This is a genomic window from Cytobacillus sp. FSL W7-1323, from assembly GCF_038595015.1.
Lineage (GTDB): Bacteria > Bacillota > Bacilli > Bacillales > Cytobacillaceae > Cytobacillus > Cytobacillus kochii.
Window position 1 is genome coordinate 1,599,342 of the sequence record NZ_CP151998.1, and the last position, 20,328, is coordinate 1,619,669.

The following is a 20,328-nucleotide window of genomic DNA, read 5'->3' on the forward strand; positions in this document are numbered from 1 at the left end:
ATCATTTAGGGGGAGAACAATGAAAAAGAAATCTTTTTGGTTAATTTCGTTATTACTCGTATTCTCTATGTTTCTAGCAGCTTGTAATAGCGGGAACGAAACGAGTGGGAATGAAAAAGATGGAGATAAAGACGAAGCCAACACTGGTGAACCGGTTGAGGGTGGAAATGTGACAGTAGCAGTGACATCTGCTCCAGAGGGTGTATTAGAGCCAGCATATTATGGCAGTGCGATTGATGCCGAAATCTTGAATTTCATGACTGATGGTATTTATTCAGTAAATGACGAATTAGAATATGAACCAGACCTTGCCACTTGGGAAATTAGTGATGATAAGCTCACTTATACGTTCAAATTTAAAGAGGGCGTAAAATGGCATAATGGTGAGGAACTAACAGCAGAAGACTACCAATTTGCATTGGAAACAATGGCTGATCCTGAGTATACTGGCCCACGTTTTAATTATGTAGAAGGTATTAAAGGAGCTAAAGAAAAAAAGGATGGAAAAGCGGAGACAATTGAAGGAATTGAGTTAGTTGACAAATATACGATTGCAATTACATTTGAATCTGTAAAAATCAATAATCTTGAAAATCTTTGGTCTTATCCAATGCCTAAAAAGCATTATGAGGGAGTGGCTATAGCAGAGCTTGGTGAATCAGAACAAGTTAGACAAACACCAGTAGGTCTAGGAGCATTTAAAGTTAAGTCTGTTAAAGCTGGTGAATATGTAGAGTTAGAGAAGTTTGTAGATTACTATAAAGGTGAACCAAAACTTGATGGAGTAGTAGTCAAAGTGATTGATCCGGCAGTAGCAAATGGTGCCCTGCAGAATGGTGAAGTTGACATTATGGGCGTTGCTCCTGCACAAGTAGAAGAACTTGAAACGATGGAACATATCACAGTTGAAGAAACAAAAGGTGTAGGGTATTCTTATATCGGTTTAAGGTTTGGTCACCGTGATCAAGAAACACGTACAAATGTTGATGATTTTGACAAATTTAAAAGCAAAGAGTTACGCCATGCCTTAATTCATGCTCTTGATCGTCAAGCGATGATTGATGCGTTCTTATCAGGTAAAGGTACAGTATCTAACACAGTTATTCCTTCAACTTTCTGGATTGCAGCAGAGGAGTCAGAATTAAATCAATATGAGTATGATCCAGAAAAAGCGAAAGAGCTACTAGCTGAGGCCGGCTATAAAGACGTTGATGGGGACGGTTTTGTAGAAGATCCTGAAGGAGAACCATTCTCCATTTCATTTGGTCACTATGCTGGGAATGCAACATTTGAAGGTCGTTCTCAAGCAATCATCCAATCATGGAATGATATTGGCGTAAAAACGGAATTAGCGACTGGATCATTAGTCGAATTTAACTTATACAATGATATGAAAGATAAAGATGATGAAGCGTTAGAAGCATTTTTTGGTTCATGGAGTACTGGCTCTGATCCGGATCCATCTGGCCTATGGGCGAATAATGCAGAGTGGAACTATGGACGTTGGGTAAATGAAGATAATCAAAGGTTGCTAGATGAAGGTTTAAGCGAGAAAGCGTTCGACAAAGAATATCGTAAAGAGGTTTATGTTGAATGGCAAAAACTTATCAATGAAGAGCTTCCTGGTATTCCATTATGGGAAAATCTAGATTTATATGGTATTAATAAGCGCCTTCAAGGAGTTCATATTAATGCTGTAGGTTACAACGAAACAAATACACATGAGTGGTATGTAACTGAATAATTAGACAAGCGAACTTTTAAATGATAAGGGGAAATGGAACATGCTGCAATATTCACTTCGAAGAATATTAGGTATGATACCGTTACTATTCCTTACCTCTGTTGTGGTTTTCTCCCTGGCGAAGTTTATGCCAGGGGACCCTTTTGGGGGGGAAATTGATCCATCAAATACGAATCCCGAATATATTGAAGATATGAGAGAAAAGTTGGGCTATAATGACCCTATACATATTCAATACTGGAGATGGATTACTAATTTCGTTCAAGGAGATTTTGGTAACTCAACAGCGCATAAAATGCCTGTATACGATTTAATCATTGACCGAATGCCAAATACGATTTTTCTCGCAATTATTGCACTGATAATTACATATATCTTTGCCTTTGCTATGGGGATGTATGCTGGTAGAAAGCCATACACCTTAGGAGACAATCTTATAGCAGGATACAACTATGTAGGTTTAGCGATTCCATCTTTCGTTGCTGGAATTATAGCGATTTATTTTTTCTCTTTTCAATTAGGTTGGTTTCCTTTTGCCGGTTCAGTAGAGGTAGGGTTACAGCCAGGCACATGGGAATACTATGTGAGTCGAATGCATCATGTGCTATTACCTGCATTGATTCTAGGTTTAATGGGAACAGCATCTTATACGCAATTTTTGAGAAATGATGTTATTGAGAACAGTAGAAAAGATTATGTCCGAACAGCAAGAGCAAAGGGAACGAGTGAATCATCCATTTATAATAAACATATTTTAAGAAACTCAATGATTCCATTAATTACATTTTTAGGGTTTGATATAGCTACATTAATAGGTGGAGCGGTTATTACTGAAACAATTTTTACTTATCCAGGAATCGGTCTATTGTTCCTTGAGTCTGTTAATAGAAGAGATTATGCGGTGTTGATGACAATTACCATGCTGCTTTCATTTTTAACATTAATAGGTAACTTAATTGCGGATTTACTCTACGGTATAGTTGATCCTAGGATTAGGTTAGGATAGGGGGCAATTATGGTGAAAGCTTCTTTAAATACAAATCAAGTAATAGTAAAATCAAACCAAAAACAACTATCTCCATGGAAAATTGCCCGCAATAAATTTCTCAAAAACAAGATAGCAATGACGAGTTTAATTATATTTACTGCGTTTGTCTTGCTCGCTATTTTTGGACCAATATTCACCACACAAGATATCTCTAGAATTAATTTTATGTCAATGAACCTGGAACCTTCAGCAGAGCACTGGTTTGGCACAGATACAAATGGTAGGGATGTATTCACCAGAATGGTTTATGGAGCTAGGACATCGTTGTTAATTGGCTTGTCTTGTATGGTACTAATTATATCTATTGGTACAATTGTCGGAGCTATTGCTGGATATAATGGTGGAAAGATTGATCAAATATTCATGCGTATTACAGATTTTGTTTTGAATTTTCCATTTTTAATATTTGTTATTGTATTAAATACGATATTAGTAGGGAAAGTATCAGGAGTATGGACATTGATCTTGGTCATCAGTTTCCTTAGCTGGGGAGGAGTTGCCAGAATTGTCCGAAGCCGTTTTCTTTCGGAAAAAGAGAATGAGTATGTTTTAGCAGCAAAATCAATTGGTACGAGGCCGATAAAGATTATTATTAAACATATATTACCGAATATAGCCTCAACAATTATTGTCCAGGCTACATTAATGTTAGCAGTAACAATTGTTGCTGAAGCAGGTTTAAGCTTTTTAGGTTCTGGTGTTCCAGCAAATATACCTAGTTGGGGTAATATGTTATTTGAAGCCCGTGATTCTGACGTATTAAGAAATAAAACGTGGATGTGGGTACCGCCCGCTGCAGCTATTACAATCACCATACTAGCAATAAATTTCATCGGAGAAGGCTTAAAAGACGCTCTTAACCCTAAATCTAGAAGGTAAAGGCCTAGCAGGTAAGTCTGAAAAAGAATGCAATTGACCTTTTAAGGTAATTGCATTCTTTTTTTTGGGGAGAAAACGGTTATATGCTTTGTAATGAGTGGGGATTTAATTATTTACTATTTATTCTAAATTATATTAATATTTATTTTAGTGAATAATAAATGAATATTATAACATTTACTTCCATATTAAATACGCTGTATATAGCAAGTATATTTCAATATAAAGTACAAATTGCTTTCTAATCAAAGGTAAAAAAAGAATAATAATGGATTAGATTGTAAAAGAAAGGAATAAAAACAGAGTTGTTTGCCCATACTTATTGACAAATAATCATGCGAGTGGGGGTTAGGAAATGTTATATCTTCATGATGTTTGGGTGAACTGGTTTGAAGGGGAAGAGAATGGTTACAATGTTTGTCAATTTCATGAATGGCGAAAAGATGATGCAGTTGAATTATTGGATCAAGTACCATTACTAAGGATCACACCAGCACTATTTCATTATATTGAAAATGATTTATCTGAATTACCACAACAGCTATTGAATGACGTGTATCAAAAAGCGTATTTAAGAAAAAATCATGAAAGAGTGCAATTGGATTATTGTTTTGTCATTACTGATGGGACAAGCATTATGGCCGTTGATACAATAGGGTATCATATTCCAATTCGAAAGAGTAGATTGATACCAAGACAAGAACAACTTACATATGAAATGATTTCTAATCACGATGAAATGGAATATACTTTTGAACAAAAGCCGAGTCTAAAAAGTTTCCACATTCTCTCTCCAGATCCAGAATTAATGAAAGGCCTGACAAGGAAGGAAAGGCAGCTCAAACAATTAATGTTTATGGCACTAGATCAACTTCATAGTTCAGAAAATGAAGCGGAAATTCGCTATTGGTTTACAGAATGGATGCCTGAAGAGTATAAAAGTATTCAATCAATGGGTTTCCATGATGCATGGATGAATTTATATGAAGACAGTAAGATAGGTTGGTCTAAGAAACATGAAAGATTTTGTGAGAATATCATTAAAGGTCAACCTTTTTTTGAGAAGTTATGGGAAATGGAGAATGGTTCAAAGGTAAATTAAATCAAAAAGGGACGCTCAATTTAATTTGAACGTCCCTTTTTTTATTTCCTTTTTCTTCCTAATCCCATAGCGTTTTCCATCTTTTTAACCATTTTACCTGCAACTTTATTGGCAGTTTCTGCTCCTGCATCTAATATCTCATCTAATTCTGCTGATTCCATGAGATGATGATATTTATCTTGAATAGGTTTTAAGTGGCTAATAATTACAGTTGCTAAATCCCCTTTGAAATCACCGTACCCTTTTCCTTCATATTTATTCACAATATTTTCAATTGATTCGCCTGAGAATATCGAGTAAATCGTTAATAAATTTGAAACGCCAGGTTTATTCTCTTTGTCAAAAGCAACGATGCCATCAGAATCTGTTACTGCGCTTTTAATTTTCTTTTCAATTTGTTTCGGTTCATCCAAAATAGAGATAAATCCTTTTTTATTAGGGTCAGATTTACTCATTTTTTTCGTTGGATCTTGAAGTGACATGATTCGTGCGCCCACTTTTGGAATGCTTACTTCTGGAATCGTAAAGATGTCATTGTATTTTTTGTTGAATCTTTCTGCTAAGTCTCTTGTTAATTCTAAATGCTGTTTCTGATCTTCTCCAACCGGGACAATATCTGTACCATATAATAGGATATCTCCAGCCATTAGTGGTGGGTAGGTTAATAAGCCTGCTGAGACAGCTTCTTTACCAGCAGATTTATCTTTAAACTGCGTCATTCTTTCTAACTCACCGATATAAGAAATACATTGTAACATCCATGCGGCTTGTGCATGTGCAGGTACTTCGGATTGAACGAATAGAGTTGCCTTATTTGGATCTAAGCCTACCGCAACATAAAGTGCTGCTAGGCTACGGATATTGTTTCTTAGTTGTAAGCGATCCTGTGGAACAGTGATAGCATGTTGATCGACGATACAAAAGTAGCAATCATATTCATTTTGCAGCTCAACAAACTGTCTTAATGCCCCGATATAGTTACCAATTGTTATTGTTCCACTGGGTTGAATACCAGAAAAGAGTGTTTTTTTCATCATAATCCTCCTATTTGCTATGAGAAATGAACATATAAAAAGACCACTCATCCCTAAAAAACCTAGGGACGAATGGTCCGCGGTGCCACCCTAATTATTCACATATGTGAATCTCTTAAAGACAGATAACGTTAGTCTAACGTGAATCGATATATTCATGCTCAAAAAGTCCATTCGATTTAATAGGTTGCTTATTCTCACCTACCATAAGCTCTCTTAAAACCATCTTAAATGTACTACTCTTTTCTCACAGCAATTTGTATTATTTATTTGTAATCATAATATAATATATGTAGAAGTAAATCAAGTGAGCGTTATAACAGCAAAAAAAATTTTTATTTGTTATATACCAATAAAAACTTATGAAAACCCTTACATGACAATAATAATACATGTTTCGACATTTTTTTGAAAAAATATAGATAATTTAGATTATTTAAAACGGGCTTGAAATAAACTTTTAAAGAAACTATAATAAAACCTACCAAACGACATCTTTACAAACATATTACATTTTGTTCGGTTACAGGTAGATGGAATGATGAAAAGGTGAGTTTATCGTAGTCTAATAGATACAAATTTTAATATTCAAGCTGAATTATCTGAATAGAGGGAATTTGTTCTATCAAAATAAACTTACTTTCCTTAGTATGCATAAAGGAATCAACTCTTTTTTTATAATAAAAATTGTTTGATTTTTTCATCAATCTACTCTATGTGAACAACTGTTATTTCTGTGAAGAATCGTTTGAATTAAAAATAGGGGGTTTCACCGTGAAAAAAAGATGGTCAATCTTTTTAAGTATGCTACTTTTAGCTAGCATGGTTCTAGCAGCTTGCGCTGGCGGAGGCGATGACAATGCAGATGGTGGCGATGGAGGTAGTGATGTACCTCAAGAATTAAAAGTAAATATTAATACTGAACCACCTTCATTAAATCCAGGTTTGGCTGAAGATTCTACTTCTGGTACTGTTCTTCGTAACGTATTAGAAGGATTAACTCGAATTGGTCAAGACGATAAACCAGCAGCCGCTATGGCAGAAGATTGGGAAATCTCAGAAGACCAAAAAACATACACATTTAATATCCGTGAAGATGCACAATGGTCAAATGGAGATCCTGTAACTGCAGAAGATTTCGAATATGCATGGAAATGGGCATTAGACCCAGCTAATCAATCAACATATGCGTATCAACTATATTATGTTGAAGGTGCAGAAGCTGCTAACACAGGAGAAGGTAGCTTAGATGATGTTGGCGTTAAAGCTGTAGATGAAAAAACTTTAGAAGTTACACTAGCAAACCCAACACCTTACTTTCTTGAACTAACAGCTTTCTATACTTATTTACCAGTAAATAGTAAAATCGCAAAAGAAAATCCAGACTGGGCAACAGATGCTGGTGAAAATTATACGACAAACGGACCTTTCCACTTAGCTGAATGGTCTCATAGTGACCAAATCACTCTTGAAAAGAGCGACACTTATTGGGATAAAGACACTGTAAAATTAGATAAAATTGAAATGTATATGATTAATGATCCAAATACTGAATTATCTATGTTTGATAATGGTGAATTGGATTGGGCAGGTTCTCCGACAGGAGCTCTTCCAACAGATGCAATGCAAGCACTTAAAGATGATGGTAGATTAGAAACACAAGCAATTGCCGGTGTTTATAACTACAAATTCAATACTACTATTGAACCATTAGATAATGAAAATATTAGAAAAGCTTTAACTCACGCAATTAATCGTGATTCAATTATTAATAACATTACACAAGGGGAACAACTTCCAGCTATGGCAATCGTTCCACCTACGATGTTCCCAGAAAATGAAGAAGGGTACTTCCCTGATAATGATGTTGAAACTGCTAAAGAATTCTTAAATAAAGGTCTTGAAGAATTAGGATTAAGCGATGCATCAGAATTACCAGAAATCAAGCTTTCTTATAACACATCTGAAGCACATCAAAAGATTGCTCAAGCCATTCAAGATATGTGGAGTGAAAATCTTGGAATTAATGTAACTCTAGATAATGCTGAGTGGAATGTTTTCCTTGATAGTGTAAATAGTGGAGACTTCCAAATTGCTCGTATGGGTTGGTTAGGTGACTTCAATGACGCTATGAACTTCTTGGAAATGTACAAAGATGCTGACGGTGGAAATAACAACACTGGTTGGGAAGATCCTGAATTCCAAAAATTACTTGAACAATCACAAACTGAAACAGATGCTGAAAAGCGTCAACAATTATTAAAGGATGCAGAGGCAATCTTTATGGAAGCAATGCCGGTTGCACCAATTTATTTCTATACAAATAACTGGGTTAAAGATGATAACCTAAATGATGTTTTTGTATCTGGATTAGGCGATGTTCAATTTAAGTGGGCTCACTTTGAATAATTTGATCTTTTAAATGTAAGGTATATGGGATGAAACTTCCTATATACCTTCGTTCTTGTAATAGGTATTATCCTTCTAATGGTAAAAATGTATTATATTATCTATTATGAGCTTTGCAGTTGTAGACATACTGACCTCAGTAAAATCAATTGGAGGTGTTGGACAATGACGAAATATATAGGAAAACGTCTGTTATATATGATAATTTCATTATGGCTAATTGTAACGGCAACATTTTTCCTTATGCGCATTGCACCTGGAAACCCGTTTGCTTCAGAAAAGAAACTACCACCAGAAATTGAAGCGAATTTACAAGCACATTATGGCTTAGATCAGCCATGGTATCAACAATATTTTGATTATCTAATCAATGTAGTAACGTGGGATTTTGGCCCATCTTTTAAATACAAAAGTCAAACAGTTAATGATTTGATCACAGAAGGATTCCCTGTATCTTTTGTATTAGGCTTTCAAGCAATACTAATTGCCGTTGCCTTAGGTGTTTTATTTGGTGTAATCGCTGCTTTAAGGCAAAATAAATGGCAAGATTATTCAACAATGGCTGTTGCTGTTTTAGGAATATCCGTGCCATCATTCATTATGGCAACATTTTTACAATATTTCTTAGCAATAAAATTGCAAATATTCCCGGTAGCTCGTTGGGAATCATTTATGCATACCATTTTGCCAGCTCTTGCACTTGCAGCAGGACCGATGGCTTATATCGCAAGACTCACACGATCTAGTATGATTGAGGTATTAGCAAATGATTATATTAAAACTGCTAAAGCAAAAGGCTTGAGCGGTGGAGTAATTACAGTTAAGCACGCAATGAGAAATGCTCTTCTTCCGGTAGTTACTTATTTAGGACCATTAACTGCTGGTGTTTTAACAGGTAGCTTTGTTATCGAGAAGATTTTCGGTATTCCAGGGTTAGGTTTCCACTTCGTAACAAGTATTACAAATCGTGATTATACAGTAATAATGGGTGTGACAGTGTTTTATAGTATTCTTTTACTATTAGCTATTCTCCTAGTGGATATTGCGTATGGAATCATCGACCCAAGGATTAAACTAGCTGGGAAGAAAGGAGAATAATAAATCATGCAAAGTGCGAATGATAAATTCAAAGTTGTCGGCACACAATTAGATGATGCCGAAAAGATTTCGAAGCCAAGTCTTTCATTTTGGAAAGATGTCTTCATTAGATTCCGAAAAAATAAGCTTGCTATGTTTGGTATAGTCCTACTTATTATTCTCATCTTCATGGCAATCTTTGGACCATATATGACAGAATATGACTATAAGTCAAATGATTTAACAAATAAAAATCAGCCACCTTCTGCTGAGCATTGGTTCGGTACCGATGATCTTGGACGAGATATGTTTGCTCGTACGTGGGAAGGTGCTAGAATTTCGATCTTTATCGGTGTTGCAGCTGCGTTAATCGATTTATTTATTGGTGTTGCCTGGGGCGGAATCGCCGGATACAAAGGTGGTAGAACCGATGAAATAATGATGCGTGGTGCCGATGTTTTATCAGGCATTCCTTACTTGTTATTAGTTATCTTGTTAATGGTTGTGCTTGGCCAAAGTTTAAGTACGATGATTATTGCTATGACAATAACCGGATGGATTAATATGTCCCGGATTGTTCGAGGGCAAGTACTTAGCTTGAAGAATCAAGAATTTGTTCTTGCTTCTAAAACTTTAGGTGCAAATACAACAAGAATTATGGGTAAACATTTAATTCCAAACTCAATGGGTCCAATTTTAGTTACAATGACATTAACAATTCCTTCTGCGATCTTTACAGAAGCTTATCTTGGATTCCTAGGATTAGGTTTAACACCGCCTCTAGCGAGTTGGGGTACAATGGCCAATGATGGTTTACCAGCGTTAAGATATTACCCATGGCGATTATTCTTCCCTGCGATCTTTATTTGTTTAACCATTTTTGCATTCAATGTAGTCGGTGATGGTCTACGTGACGCACTCGACCCAAGAAGCCGTAAATAAGGAGTGAGAACATGGAAAAAATTCTCGAAGTAAAAGATCTAAAAGTCTCATTCCAAACTTATGGAGGGACGGTACAAGCTGTTCGTGGTGTTAGCTTTGACCTTCATAAAGGTGAGACATTAGCTATTGTTGGTGAATCAGGTTCAGGTAAAAGTGTTACTTCACAAACACTAATGAAACTAATTCCAATGCCTCCAGGACAAATTACTGGTGGAGAAATTCTTTTCTATGGTGATGATATTGTACCTAAATCAGAAAAAGAAATGGAAAACATACGCGGTAAAGATATAAGTATGATTTTCCAGGATCCAATGACTTCATTAAACCCAACAATGAAAGTTGGTAATCAAATCATGGAAGGTTTGATTAAGCACCAAGGATTATCTAAAGCAGATGCTAAAAAACGTGCAATAAAGTTATTAGAACTAGTTGGTATTCCGATGCCTGATAAACGAGTAAATCAATATCCGCATGAATTCTCAGGTGGTATGAGACAGCGTGCAATGATAGCTATAGCCTTGGCTACAAACCCTAAATTACTGATTGCTGATGAACCTACAACCGCTCTTGATGTAACTATTCAAGCTCAAATTTTAGAGTTAATGAAAGAGTTACAAGCGAAAATGGACACATCTATTATCTTTATCACTCATGATCTAGGCGTTGTTGCCAATGTGGCAGATCGTGTAGCTGTTATGTATGCTGGTCAAATCGTTGAAATAGGCACAGTAGATGAAATCTTTTATGATCCGAAGCACCCTTATACTTGGGGACTACTTGCTTCTATGCCAAGTGTTGATAATGATACAAAAGATGAATTAGCTGCCATTCCTGGTACGCCACCAGACTTAACAAATCCGCCAATTGGTGATGCATTTGCTGCAAGGAACAAATATGCATTAGCCATTGATTACGAGGAAGAACCACCAATGTTTCAAATTTCTGAAACACATTTTGCGAAAACTTGGTTGTTACACCCTGATGCACCTCATGTTGAACCACCTGCAGCGGTGAAGTTGCGTCAACGTCAAATGTCCTCCAATTTTGATAAACCAGTAATTGTGAAGGAGGGTATTTAAGTTATGGCAGAGAAATTAGTTGAAATAAAAAATCTAAAACAACATTTTAATGTTGGTAAATCGAATATGGTTAAAGCGGTTGATGGCATTACTTTTGATATTTACAAAGGTGAAACCCTTGGTCTAGTTGGTGAGTCAGGTTGTGGGAAATCAACGACCGGTAGAACAATTATACGCTTGTATAATGCCACTGATGGACAAGTTTTATTTAATGGTGAAAATGTTCATGGTAAAAAGTCAACCAATCAACTAAAAGCATTTAACCGTAAAATGCAGATGATTTTCCAAGACCCTTATGCATCCTTAAATCCTCGTATGACGGTTGCGGATATCATTGCTGAAGGTATTGATATTCATGGGCTTGCAAAGTCGAAAAAAGAGCGTATGGAACGCGTCTATGAGTTACTTGAAACAGTAGGCTTAAATAAAGAGCATGCTAACCGTTATCCACATGAGTTCTCTGGTGGACAAAGACAGCGTATCGGTATTGCTAGAGCGCTAGCTGTTGAACCTGAATTCATTATTGCTGATGAACCGATTTCTGCTCTTGACGTATCTATTCAGGCACAAGTTGTTAACTTAATGAAAAAACTTCAGCGTGAAAAAGGGTTAACTTACTTATTCATTGCTCATGATTTGTCAATGGTTAAGTATATTAGTGATAGAATTGGTGTGATGTACTTTGGTAAGCTAGTTGAACTTGCCACAGCGGAAGAGTTGTATAGCAATCCTATGCACCCTTATACACAATCATTATTATCTGCTATTCCATTACCTGATCCAGAGTCAGAAAGAACACGTCAGCGAAAAGCATATGACCCAGCTGTTCATCAATATAGTGCTGATGAGAAGGTTGAAATGCGTGAAGTTCGTCCTGGTCACTTTGTTTTCTGTTCTGAAAAAGAATTTGCACAATACCAAAAAGATCATAAAAGTTAACTTAAAAGCGATCTCTTATTGAGGTCGTTTTTTCGTTGATTAAATCTGCTTAAGACCTGCCTCCAACCTAAAGAATTATTTTCGGAACAAATATTCAGTTAGGAAAAATATGAATATTAGGAATATGTTTAGTGCTTTCAATCACTAAAATGTATGAATATAGTATACAATAGTTTGTATGAAATTACTATCGCAAAAATTAAAAAATTTCTCATTATTACTATTTTCTTTTGCATTGGGTTTAACTTCTAGTAGAATAGGAGATAAGAAAAAGAAAATATATGGATGAGGAGGGAAAAATAGTGAGGGCGATTAAAGTTGCTTTTTTCTTACTTTTATTAAGTGTAGTGCCACAATTAGACCATGCGAATGCTGAACAACAAAGTTATCAGCTTCATGCACAGAAAGAATATGCTGGTTTTTTTATGGAATTACCTGAACAAATGAAACGGTTTACATACGATTCAGGCTACGACTTTACCTACCCAGATGCTATTAGAGGTATTTATGTTACTGGTCCATCGGCAGGAGGAGCAAATTTTGAACGGTTATCAAATTTTGTTGATAAGACAGAATTAAATGCGATGGTTATTGATATTAAAGATGATTGGGGAAATCTTACATACCAGCCGGAAGATGATAGTAAATATAAGGATATTGTCGAACCTTATATAAAAGATACGAAAGAGATGTTAACGACATTAGAAGAAAAAGAGATTTACCCTATTGCGAGGGTCGTTGTTTTTAAGGATTCAACACTAGCCAAGTTAAAGCCTGAATGGTCGTATAAAGAAGGAAATAAAGTATGGACAAACGGAAGAGGAGAAGCCTTTGTTAATCCGTTTATGGAAGAAGTGTGGCAATATAATGTAGATATTGCTATAGAAGCAGCTAAAATGGGATTCCAGGAAATTCAATTTGATTATGTTCGTTTCCCTGAAGGATTTGAGCATATGGCTGATTCATTGAAGTATGGTAAAGGAAAGTATACGAACGGTAAAGATGATGTGCAGCTGAGAGTAGATGCTGTTACAGACTTCGTTAAGTTTGCGAAAGAACAGTTAGAGCCTTATGGTGTCAAAGTATCTGTTGATATTTTTGGTTATACGGCTACTTTACCAGAGGCACCTGGGATTGGACAGAACTTCTCAAAAATCTCAGAACATGTGGATGTCATATCTTCAATGATCTATCCGAGCCACTGGGGGCCATACTTTGGGATTCAAAAACCAGATTTAGAACCTTACAAGCTTATTAAAGAGTACGCAAAGATAGAGAATGCCAAACGGGAGGAACTAGCTTCTCCGCCTATTTCTAGACCTTGGCTACAGGATTTTACTGCATCTTATTTAGGTACCGGTAATTACAAGCCTTATGGTAAGCAAGAAATAGAGGATCAAATTAGGGCTTTGAATGAGGAAGGAATTGACGAATTCTTATTGTGGAATGCCGGCAATCATTATACAGAAAATGTTGATTATACCCCATTAAATTAAAAAATAAGCAGCTGATAGTATGTTTATCAGCTGCTTATTATTTGACACTTATTGTGTATGCGTTATCATAGTATATAGGATGAGGATTATTTCTTCTTTCCGCCCACGTTTTTCCATCCGGTTTGCATAAATGCAGATTGGTCTACGAATTCGGATTTTTTCTTGCCGCCAAATAATTTTATTCCCAAGCTGTTTATTAGTACACCTAAAAGGGAAGTTAAACTGAGTATGAGCAATGAAACGATAATCAAGTCTGAAAAGTAACCAATCATTGATAAACCTCCAATTTTCTTTTCGGAAAATTCAAGTTATTCTGATGATGTTCTATTTCTAATAATAAAGCATTTATTAAAGAATGAAAAGAATGAAAATCACAAATACTTTGATAGAGCGTTACAACTTAGTTTATTTATACGTGAATGATGACTTATTTATACGATTTTCTTATACAAGAAGAGAAAGCTGGAAGTTTATCACGACTGGAAATATTTAAATAATAAAGGGGTTTGGTCCATGCATTGGTATGAAAAATTGAATCAGTATTTTCCTGTAGAAGAGATGAAGTCAAAAGAGCATATGGAAACACTTTTGAAAGAGCGACCTGATATTTATCATAAAGATGAGGGTCCAATGCATGTGTTAATGTATGTTGAACTTGAAACTTTTGTCTTTATCGACTACCTGTTTGTGTCCAAAGATTCAAGAGGACAAGGTTTAGGACATAAATTAATTGATCAATTAAAGGAAAAAGGCAAACCGATTATCTTAGAAGTTGAACCTGTTGATTATGAAGATACTGATACGGAGAAACGCTTGAAATTTTATAAAAGAGAAGGCTTTGAGCACGCTCAATCTATAGGTTACCGTCGTCGATCTCTTGCAACAAATGAAGTGAATGCAATGGAAATTTTATTCTGGGCACCTAATAATGAAACGGAAGAAATGATTTTCGATGCAATGATTAAAACATATGAATTGATTCATACTTACAAGGACACTCAATTCTATGGAGCATCATATCAACCAGTAGATGAAGTCCTTACTTTTTCTGAGAATGACAATAATAATGATCTTTTGAAAGATATTTAATCCATAGAAATCCCGAACAACCTCAATGTTCGGGATTTCTTTTTAGGTAAAGAATGGCTCAACATCATTTTCTTATAAAGTTTTTTTTCATTTAAAGTCGATTATTGAGAAAGTAAATGTTTATTCTTAAAAAAAAGGGGTAAATGTCTATCATAGTTATATAGGTTAAATAGTAACAGATTTCATTATTCTATAATTGAACAGTTTGTGAACAAATAAAAAAATCAATATTTCATGAAACCTTTTTTAAATGAAAACGTCTTATATTATAGATTCACTAAGGCAGAAGTTAATTGTTTAATTGGCATTTAAGTGTATGAAGAATAGAAAAATATATATCATCTGTTCCACAGATGGTGTATAATGAAGTGGAACAGCTTATTTAAATTAATTATAAATTACAACAATAGTTACAGCCTAGTGGATTATTCTCAATGAGAAAGTAAGCCTGTTCATTGAAAACGGAAACAAGTGTAACAATCAGTAAGAATAGCATAATTAAACAATTACGGCGAATAAAATATACTTTAAATTTCTAAGGAGTGTGAAATTGTAAAATGGTCACATTATACACTTCACCAAGTTGTACATCATGTAGAAAAGCAAAAGCATGGTTAGAGGCAAACGATATTGCATACAAAGAAAGAAATATTTTCTCAGAACCTTTAGCAATTGATGAAATTAAAGAAATCCTTCGTATGACAGAAGATGGAACAGATGAGATTATTTCAACACGTTCTAAAACATTCCAAAAATTGGATGTTAATCTTGAAACGATGCCTTTACAGGATTTATTTGAATTGATAAGAGATAATCCTGGATTATTAAGAAGACCGATTATCTTAGATGAGAAAAGATTACAAGTAGGTTATAATGAAGATGAAATTCGACGCTTCCTTCCTAGGAAGGTTCGTACGTATCATCTACGTGAGGCTCAAAAGTTGGTTAACTAAAACCAATCGTACTCACTTAACTTCACATTTAATCCTAAGTATGCTTAAATGAAAACGAACAAATCCTTTTATATGATTTGTTCGTTTTTTAGTTTCTTTCAAATAATTTTTGGATAAGTTTAGAAAAAAGCATTGCGCATCCATCTCCAGAGATACAGTAAAGATAGCCGAACCAAATTCTTTAGTCTATACACTAGATATTTCTGATACATAATAGAAGAACCACATTTCTGCCCCATGATATTCGTACTAATCATTTTACTGTTATTCATACTCGATTATTTCCAAAGGCCATTACAGTGTTTTATCACAAATCAATAGCGAAAAAAAGCTTTTCATCAGCCTAAGCTTGTTTCTTGTAGGGGACAGGTTTTTTTGATAAAATACAAACACAATAAATATATATTGTATTAACGAATATAGGCATTCATTCGTTTTTTGCCAATTGTATTTTTGGGCATTCCCTTTACAGCATATTTATCATAAAATATAACAAAAGGTAAAACATAATAGGTATATCTGTTGTTACACATTATTTTCTCATTATTCTTGCTAGAATGATCACTAAAAGAATAATTTTCTTGAAATAGGGTAAATGGTAGTAAAGTAGTACAAATTAGGGGTTATAATCCCTTCACAAAAAGCAAGAAGGGAGAGTTGCTAAGTGGAAATCGAGAGAATTAATGAAAACACGGTGAAGTTTTATATCTCATATATTGATATTGAGGAAAGAGGCTTTGATCGTGATGAAATATGGTACAACCGAGAGAGAAGTGAAGAACTTTTTTGGGATATGATGGATGAGGTTCACACAGAAGAAGATTTTGTGATGGAAGGTCCATTGTGGATTCAAGTTCAAGCACTCGATAAAGGATTAGAAATCTTAGTAACGAAGGCGCAGTTATCTAAAGACGGACAAAAGTTAGAGCTCCCTGTTTCTGATGAAAAAATGAAGGATTTTGCTGTAGATGAAAGAGTAGAAGCAATGCTTGATCAATTACAGGAAAATGAAGAAGAGGAAGCGGAAGAAAAATTAGATTTCGTTATTGCCTTTAGAGACTTTGAGGATATCATTTCATTATCCAAGAGAGTGGAACTAGGAAATGTTCATACGCAACTGCGTTCATACAAGAATAACTATTATTTAATCGTCGAATTTCCCGAGGAACAATTCGAAGAGGATGAAATTGATAATATTCTAAGTATACTACTTGAATATGGGCATGAAACAGATACAACCATTCACGTGATTTCTGAATATGGAAAGGTAATTATCGCTGAAAATGCTTTAATTGAACTAAAAAAATACTTTTAATAAAAAAGCCGATTTCTTTAAGAAGTCGGTCTTTTCTTTTTATGCAGGAATAAAGAATGATAGGGGAGAAGATAGAATGTATAGAAAGGATGTGAACCTACATGTTAAAGGCAATAACGAATGATGGCAAACTTATTAATGCCCAAGATGTTCAATACGGTAAATATAAGGAAAAGTCTTTTTACTGTCCAGAGTGTAAGGATGTTGTCATTTTAAAGAATGGCATCTTTAAAAAGTCTCACTTTGCTCATAAACCGCATAGTCAATGCTTTGAATCATATGAAAAAGAGTCAGAAGTCCACTTAAAAGGTAAATTATTGTTATACGATATATTAAGAAAATACTATAAAAATGTTGAGGTTGAAAAATATTTCGCTAACATCCATCAAAGGGCGGATCTCAGCTTTGAACATAACGGACTTGTTTATGCCATTGAGTTTCAATGTTCAATAATTCCTACAAAAATAGTTTATAAGCGTACAAATGGCTATATAAAGTCAGGAATAAAACCACTGTGGATATTATCCCACCAACAGCTCCATACTATAGGAAATCATTTATTTTCTTTAACCGCTTTTCATTACTCTTTTCTTCAGCAAACTTCCGCTAAAAAATTTATTATCCCTATTTTAAACGTTGATACAGAAAATTTGTATATACTCTCTCATCTCCTACCAATTTCTACGAAAAAGTCTTTTGCCCATCTAGATCTAAAGCCACTTCGCTCGAATAATTTGTACGAATTATTGAATCTAAGAATTAATAGAATGAGAATGGGCTTTTCTTCTTGGTTGCAAGAAAGGGAGAATATAAAAAGGTATGGAAGCTTTAAATATAGCTCATTTTCTAAACGATTTAAAGATGAAATCTACCGTTGCGGGCTTCATATGGGAAATCTACCAGATTTTTGTGGTCTTCCTGTAAGGGGGAGTGCTAAGCTGAGTACTTCGCCAATTCAGTGGCAAACATATATTTTTATAGATATATTACGCCATGAAGAGTTATTTTCTATAGAAGATGCATATGATTCCATGCAATGCCGCTTGGAGAGAAAAGATATTCGTATACGTGTAGAGGTACCCATAGATCTTAAAGAAGTAATCGATGCTTATTTACATCTTTTATACACTATAAAAATAATTGAGAAAATCGACTGTACCAAATTTCAAATCAGGTCTTCTGAGATGAAAAATAAGAAAATAAGTAAGGCAGAAGGGGAAATAATTATGAAAATGGCATTAAGTTGATATTGAAGTATTTTAAATCAATTGGTGAAACATAATACTGAACAATTACTTTCATTTGATGTAAGATAGTAACAGATAGTAATTTTTAACATAATGAATGTAGGAGGAAAACAATATGGCTAACGATTCTACAGTTAAGAAACTACCAACAAGAAAAGAGGTACCAGTTGAAGAAACTTGGCGTCTTGAAGATATTTTTTCAAGTGACGATGAATGGAATAAAGAATTTAATGAAGTAAAAGAGTTATCTAAAGAAGCAGGCAAGTTTAAAGGGATGTTGCATGAAGGTGCAAAGGTTCTTTATGATGTTTTACAATATCAAGATCACTTACTTTCTCGTATTGTGAAGCTCTTTACATATGCAAGAATGAGATATGATCAAGATACAACAAATGCAACGTATCAAAGTTTAGATGATAAAATCAAAGGGCTGTATTCAGTGGTTGCTAGTGAACTTGCTTTCATAGTGCCAGAAATTCTTGCCATTGATGAAAATCAATTAGCACAGTATATAGCCGAGAAAGAAGAATTAAAAATGTATGAACATGCACTTGAAGAAATCAATCTTCAACGTCCTCATGTACTTACAGCGGAAAAAGAAGCTTTACTTGCACAAGCATCAGAAGTAATGGATGCATCAAGTAATACTTTTGGAATGTTAAATAATGCTGATTTAACATTCCCATCGATTAAAAACGAAGAGGGAGAAGAGGTTGAAGTGACACACGGTCGATTTATCAACTTCCTAGAGAGTGATGATCAGCGTGTACGTCGAGATGCTTTTCGTGCGATGTATACAACCTATGGACAGTTTCGTAATACATTCGCTAGTACGTTAAGTGGAAATGTGAAAAGAAATAATTTCAATGCAAAGGTACGAAACTATCAATCAGCTCGACATGCCGCTTTATCAGCGAATAATATACCAGAATCTGTTTATGATCAATTAGTAAGCACGATTAATGATCATCTTCATTTGCTTCATCGATATGTGAAACTAAGGAAAAAAGTTTTGCAATTAGATGAATTGCACATGTATGATCTCTACACACCTTTAGTAAAGGATGTAAAAATGGCGATTACTTATGATGAAGCCAAAAAGCTAATGATTGAAGGCTTAGCTCCTTTAGGTGAGGAATATTGCAGTATTTTGGAAGAGGGTCTACAGAATCGCTGGGTGGATGTTTGGGAGAATAAAGGGAAGAGAAGTGGTGCCTATTCTTCTGGTGCTTATGGTACGAATCCTTATATCCTCCTTAATTGGCAAGATAATATCAATAACCTCTTCACATTAACACATGAATTTGGTCATTCTGTTCATAGTTATTACACACGTAAGTCGCAACCATATGCTTATGGTGATTATTCCATTTTTGTGGCTGAAGTAGCATCAACTTGTAATGAGGCGTTATTAAATGATCATTTATTAAAAACGATTGATGATGATAAAAAACGTTTATTCTTACTCAATCATTTCTTAGAAGGGTTTAGAGGAACAGTATTCCGTCAAACGATGTTTGCAGAATTTGAGCATGAGATTCACCAAATGGCTCAAAATAATGAAGCTTTAACAGCAGATGCACTTACTGAAAAGTATTATGAACTGAACAAGAAATACTTTGGTGGTGAGGATATCATTATTGATGAGGAAATTGGATTAGAATGGTCAAGAATCCCTCACTTCTATTACGATTATTATGTATACCAATATGCTACCGGTTATAGTGCTGCAACGGCTTTAAGTGAGCAAATTTTAACAGAAGGAAAACCGGCAGTTGATCGCTTTATTGGTTTCCTTAAAGCAGGTAGTTCTGATTACCCGATAGAAGTGCTTAAAAAAGCGGGTGTGGATATGACAAGTTCAGAACCGATTAAGGCAGCATGTAAAGTGTTTGAAGAAAAGTTAAATGAGATGGAACAATTGTTAGAAACGATTTAATATTTTTATCTAGCAGCCTTTATCAAATGATTTAGG

At 34.8% G+C, this 20,328-nt stretch carries 17 protein-coding genes and 1 other annotated feature; of the genes, 15 read left to right on the forward strand and 2 right to left on the reverse strand.

Going from position 1 to position 20,328, the window contains the following annotated elements; genetic code table 11:
- The first annotated feature begins 19 nt into the window (after positions 1-19).
- From opp4A to MKX67_RS08280, 4 genes are all read left to right on the forward strand, one after another.
- A complete protein-coding gene (gene opp4A / locus MKX67_RS08265; RefSeq protein ID WP_095369808.1) occupies positions 20-1,744 on the forward strand; it encodes an oligopeptide ABC transporter substrate-binding protein in 1,725 nt (574 codons plus the stop codon).
- A gap of 40 nt (positions 1,745-1,784) precedes the next feature.
- Complete coding sequence (gene opp4B / locus MKX67_RS08270; RefSeq protein WP_095369807.1) at positions 1,785-2,750, forward strand: oligopeptide ABC transporter permease; 966 nt, start codon at positions 1,785-1,787, stop codon at positions 2,748-2,750.
- A 12-nt stretch (positions 2,751-2,762) separates the two neighbouring features.
- Positions 2,763-3,671, forward strand: coding sequence for an oligopeptide ABC transporter permease (gene opp4C, locus MKX67_RS08275; RefSeq protein ID WP_233435270.1), 909 nt, complete (start codon positions 2,763-2,765; stop codon positions 3,669-3,671).
- 355 nt (positions 3,672-4,026) lie between these two features.
- Entirely contained in the window at positions 4,027-4,773 is a 747-nt protein-coding gene (locus tag MKX67_RS08280; protein WP_095369805.1) for a YjbA family protein, read from the forward strand.
- A gap of 41 nt (positions 4,774-4,814) precedes the next feature.
- Here the strand turns inward: MKX67_RS08280 and trpS are convergent, their stop codons facing one another.
- On the reverse strand, positions 4,815-5,807 hold the full coding sequence (gene trpS, locus MKX67_RS08285) for a tryptophan--tRNA ligase (protein ID WP_342489120.1): 993 nt from the start codon (positions 5,805-5,807) through the stop codon (positions 4,815-4,817).
- A gap of 61 nt (positions 5,808-5,868) precedes the next feature.
- Positions 5,869-6,067 (reverse strand) — a binding site (T-box leader).
- A gap of 514 nt (positions 6,068-6,581) precedes the next feature.
- Here trpS and MKX67_RS08290 point away from each other — a divergent pair.
- The 6 genes from MKX67_RS08290 (at position 6,582) to MKX67_RS08315 (ending at position 13,749) form a co-directional block, all read left to right on the forward strand.
- Entirely contained in the window at positions 6,582-8,216 is a 1,635-nt protein-coding gene (locus MKX67_RS08290) for a peptide ABC transporter substrate-binding protein (RefSeq protein ID WP_095369803.1), read from the forward strand.
- Positions 8,217-8,381: 165 nt separating this feature from the next.
- Positions 8,382-9,314, forward strand: coding sequence for an ABC transporter permease (locus tag MKX67_RS08295; protein WP_095369802.1), 933 nt, complete (start codon positions 8,382-8,384; stop codon positions 9,312-9,314).
- 6 nt (positions 9,315-9,320) lie between these two features.
- Positions 9,321-10,235: an ABC transporter permease gene (locus MKX67_RS08300; protein ID WP_095369801.1), complete on the forward strand. Its 915-nt coding sequence runs from the start codon at positions 9,321-9,323 to the stop codon at positions 10,233-10,235.
- A gap of 11 nt (positions 10,236-10,246) precedes the next feature.
- Positions 10,247-11,314, forward strand: coding sequence for an ABC transporter ATP-binding protein (locus MKX67_RS08305; RefSeq protein WP_095369800.1), 1,068 nt, complete (start codon positions 10,247-10,249; stop codon positions 11,312-11,314).
- A gap of 3 nt (positions 11,315-11,317) precedes the next feature.
- Positions 11,318-12,253: an ATP-binding cassette domain-containing protein gene (locus MKX67_RS08310; RefSeq protein WP_095369799.1), complete on the forward strand. Its 936-nt coding sequence runs from the start codon at positions 11,318-11,320 to the stop codon at positions 12,251-12,253.
- Positions 12,254-12,555: 302 nt separating this feature from the next.
- Positions 12,556-13,749 (forward strand): putative glycoside hydrolase, encoded by a 1,194-nt coding sequence (locus tag MKX67_RS08315; protein ID WP_342489121.1) that lies wholly within the window; start codon positions 12,556-12,558, stop codon positions 13,747-13,749.
- A gap of 86 nt (positions 13,750-13,835) precedes the next feature.
- On the opposite strand, the gene MKX67_RS08320 is transcribed toward MKX67_RS08315, so the two are convergent.
- Positions 13,836-14,021, reverse strand: a complete 186-nt coding sequence (locus MKX67_RS08320) for a hypothetical protein (RefSeq protein ID WP_095369797.1) — start codon at positions 14,019-14,021, stop codon at positions 13,836-13,838.
- Between the two features lie 241 nt (positions 14,022-14,262).
- Between MKX67_RS08320 and MKX67_RS08325 the strand changes: the two genes are divergently transcribed.
- The 5 genes from MKX67_RS08325 (at position 14,263) to pepF (ending at position 20,292) form a co-directional block, all read left to right on the forward strand.
- Complete coding sequence (locus MKX67_RS08325; protein WP_095369796.1) at positions 14,263-14,838, forward strand: GNAT family N-acetyltransferase; 576 nt, start codon at positions 14,263-14,265, stop codon at positions 14,836-14,838.
- 557 nt (positions 14,839-15,395) lie between these two features.
- Positions 15,396-15,791, forward strand: a complete 396-nt coding sequence (gene spxA / locus MKX67_RS08330; protein ID WP_095369795.1) for a transcriptional regulator SpxA — start codon at positions 15,396-15,398, stop codon at positions 15,789-15,791.
- Positions 15,792-16,455: 664 nt separating this feature from the next.
- Complete coding sequence (gene mecA, locus MKX67_RS08335) at positions 16,456-17,106, forward strand: adaptor protein MecA (RefSeq protein WP_095369794.1); 651 nt, start codon at positions 16,456-16,458, stop codon at positions 17,104-17,106.
- Positions 17,107-17,207: 101 nt separating this feature from the next.
- Positions 17,208-18,353 carry a competence protein CoiA family protein gene (locus MKX67_RS08340; protein WP_342489122.1) on the forward strand — a complete coding sequence of 382 codons (1,146 nt, stop codon included), beginning with the start codon at positions 17,208-17,210 and terminating at the stop codon, positions 18,351-18,353.
- 115 nt (positions 18,354-18,468) lie between these two features.
- Complete coding sequence (gene pepF / locus MKX67_RS08345; protein WP_342489123.1) at positions 18,469-20,292, forward strand: oligoendopeptidase F; 1,824 nt, start codon at positions 18,469-18,471, stop codon at positions 20,290-20,292.
- Positions 20,293-20,328: the final 36 nt, after the last annotated feature.

Bases quoted from the DNA above. Each gene is read 5' to 3' on its own strand.
- MKX67_RS08300 (WP_095369801.1), top strand. From the start codon at position 9,321: ATGCAAAGTGCGAATGATAAATTCAAAGTTGTCGGCACACAATTAGAT.
- pepF (WP_342489123.1), top strand. From the start codon at position 18,469: ATGGCTAACGATTCTACAGTTAAGAAACTACCAACAAGAAAAGAGGTA.
- MKX67_RS08280 (WP_095369805.1), top strand. From the start codon at position 4,027: ATGTTATATCTTCATGATGTTTGGGTGAACTGGTTTGAAGGGGAAGAG.
- MKX67_RS08305 (WP_095369800.1), top strand. From the start codon at position 10,247: ATGGAAAAAATTCTCGAAGTAAAAGATCTAAAAGTCTCATTCCAAACT.
- spxA (WP_095369795.1), top strand. From the start codon at position 15,396: ATGGTCACATTATACACTTCACCAAGTTGTACATCATGTAGAAAAGCA.
- opp4B (WP_095369807.1), top strand. From the start codon at position 1,785: ATGCTGCAATATTCACTTCGAAGAATATTAGGTATGATACCGTTACTA.
- MKX67_RS08320 (WP_095369797.1), bottom strand. From the start codon at position 14,021: ATGATTGGTTACTTTTCAGACTTGATTATCGTTTCATTGCTCATACTC.
- MKX67_RS08340 (WP_342489122.1), top strand. From the start codon at position 17,208: ATGTTAAAGGCAATAACGAATGATGGCAAACTTATTAATGCCCAAGAT.
- MKX67_RS08295 (WP_095369802.1), top strand. From the start codon at position 8,382: ATGACGAAATATATAGGAAAACGTCTGTTATATATGATAATTTCATTA.
- MKX67_RS08325 (WP_095369796.1), top strand. From the start codon at position 14,263: ATGCATTGGTATGAAAAATTGAATCAGTATTTTCCTGTAGAAGAGATG.
- trpS (WP_342489120.1), bottom strand. From the start codon at position 5,807: ATGAAAAAAACACTCTTTTCTGGTATTCAACCCAGTGGAACAATAACA.
- MKX67_RS08310 (WP_095369799.1), top strand. From the start codon at position 11,318: ATGGCAGAGAAATTAGTTGAAATAAAAAATCTAAAACAACATTTTAAT.
- opp4A (WP_095369808.1), top strand. From the start codon at position 20: ATGAAAAAGAAATCTTTTTGGTTAATTTCGTTATTACTCGTATTCTCT.